Here is a 2,310-nt window from a genome sequence, read left to right on the forward strand (position 1 = left end):
AATCGCCAAAACCCAGAAATTACGGGCCAAGCGCATCAATCAACGGCTGTTCGATCCCTCCATTTGGGGTGTTCGAAAAACCCAATCATGACTTCTTCCACTGAAGCATGCCCAATAGGCTGTAATTTTAATCAGAACAAAACAAGAGTTTTTTAGAGCCCTCCAGATGAATTTCCTGCCTGGTTTCAAAAAATTCATACAGCTCTGGAGGGATTCACACGAATCACGACCCGAAATGCCAATGAAAATTCTATAATTGGCGTTTCGCTTTCATTGCGAACATTCACAACGAGTCCTGAGCCTAGAATTCGTAGCTGAGACGTGCGCGGATGCCGTTATCGATGGCTTTGACCCCATACTGGCCTACATAAGACAGACCAAAATCGATTCGGTCTGTCGCCTTCAAGCTAAAACCCGCATTGACAATGGCGGCATCAGCGGCAAGCGGAACGCCCGCGATGTCCATATCGCCGTTTCCTGCGGCCGCGAACATCTCGTGTGTCGTCGACGTCGTCAATCCAAATGCGTGTCGATACCCCATCATGACAACTGGAGAAATCAGCGCAGCGCCAGTCTTGAATGTAGAGGACGCGCGGAACCCAAACGTTGAGAAGGTGACGCCTGTATCGATCTTGCTTCCCTTTAACGCGTCGAGGCCACCATGTTCGGTGAAACTGTTGGCCATCATGTTGACGTAGGCGACGTTTGCGAACGGCTCGAACGCCACATGTCGACCGCGCATCTTGTAACCAACCTCCGCAAATGCCTGCGACGTTCCGCCCAGATAACTGCTCGTCAACTGATTTCCCTGATATCCTTGGAAGCTGACGGTTCGCCGGGTGCTCAGCATATTCCAAGTGTAGGACGCGCCGAGGTTCAGATACAGCTTCCCCCAGTGATTACCACCATAAATGCCAAGCGTCGCATTGTTGCTGTGGCCGGAGGAGGCTCTGCCACTGCTCGTAGTAAAGGTGGATCTGCCATATCCGACAAGAGCGCCAATACGCCCCGTCTCCCCGATGGGAGCGTCAACACCCATCACGAAACCCGCCGTGGTGTGATTCATCGTAGCGGCGTTTCCGTCGCCAAAATTCCGACCAAGGCTGCCGTATGCCTCGCCCCAGAACACAGGCCGGTCTGTATAGCATTTGCCGCTATCGGGCTTTCCGTGAGCGCTGGCCGTACGGATCGTACTGTCCACAAAAGTTCCATCGCAGTCGGCCGACGCCAGACGATCCAGAGCAGCTTCACGGATGAAAAAACTGTCTTCAATCATGGCGGTTCGCGCCGACGCGTGAATTTCGCCAGACAATGCGTCCAGTCCCTTCCGCACATCGGCGCCGTTCAGTTTTTCCATCGCCTGCGCTGCCGGATTGCTTGACGGCAGATAATCCATGCCGCCTCCGGTTTGCGCCTGATTACGCGTCCCGGCGGGTTGTGAGAAGCTCACGTCGTTCCTCTGTAAAAGAAGATCGACATCATTAGCGGAATAATACAGGCTTGGAGACAGGAACGTATAAGCGCTGGTCAGATTCGTAATCAGGGTGTCGTACCGACCATTGACGCCGTTAGTTGTGGAGACAAGAGTATAGACTTGCCCATATTGCAGGTTTCCGCCACTCGCGAGTGAAAAGTTGACAGTTCCTCCAGAAATGTTCGCAACACCAGCGACTTTCAAAAGATCGCTTTCCATCTGCTGATACGTTACGCCATTGATCGTCTGCGCCCCTCCGGTCGTCTGCGCCACGCCATCAGAATCCAGAACGGATCCTTTCGGCATGCTGAGATCGCCGTTCACCGTCAAAACGCCAATAGATCCCTGTCCGGCGGGCGCGATTATGCCGCCAGACGCAACCGACGCAGTTCCGACGGTCCCAATGCCCGACAAGGTCGCCCCGGCCTGCACCGTGACCGCAGAGGCTGCCAGAGAACCGTTCACCGCCAGATTGCCCGCATTGATCGATGTCGTTCCGGCGAAGCCAGAATCATCACGATCAATATAAACCCTGCCGTTACCCGACTTCGTGAACGAGCCATCGCCTGTCAGATCGTTGGAAAGTTCTCCATCGGAGTTCTGGTCCACGACCAAAGCGGCGGCGTTTGCGATCGCGCCCGAACCAAAGGAGCTGGTCGTGCCAACCAGCGTTCCCGCCTGAATTGAGGTTCCGCCCGTGTAGGCATTATTTGCGGTCAGGATGGTGGTTCCGGCGCCTTGTTGAACGAGGCTGCCCGTTCCGTCGATAACCTGAGACAGCGTCAGCATGTTGCTGTGGTTGACGTTGAGTGAGCCGTCATTGTGGATTGCGGAGC

1 protein-coding gene is annotated in these 2,310 nt (G+C 54.6%); it reads right to left on the bottom strand.

Annotated features, from left to right (window positions below; translation table 11 throughout):
- Nucleotides 1-301 precede the first annotated feature (301 nt).
- A partial coding sequence (locus HK28_RS13290; protein ID WP_143217431.1) for an autotransporter domain-containing protein occupies nt 302-2,310 on the bottom strand: 2,009 nt, incomplete at its 5' end.

Origin of the sequence: Acetobacter sp. DsW_063 (assembly GCF_002153745.1) — a bacterium.
GTDB lineage: Bacteria > Pseudomonadota > Alphaproteobacteria > Acetobacterales > Acetobacteraceae > Acetobacter.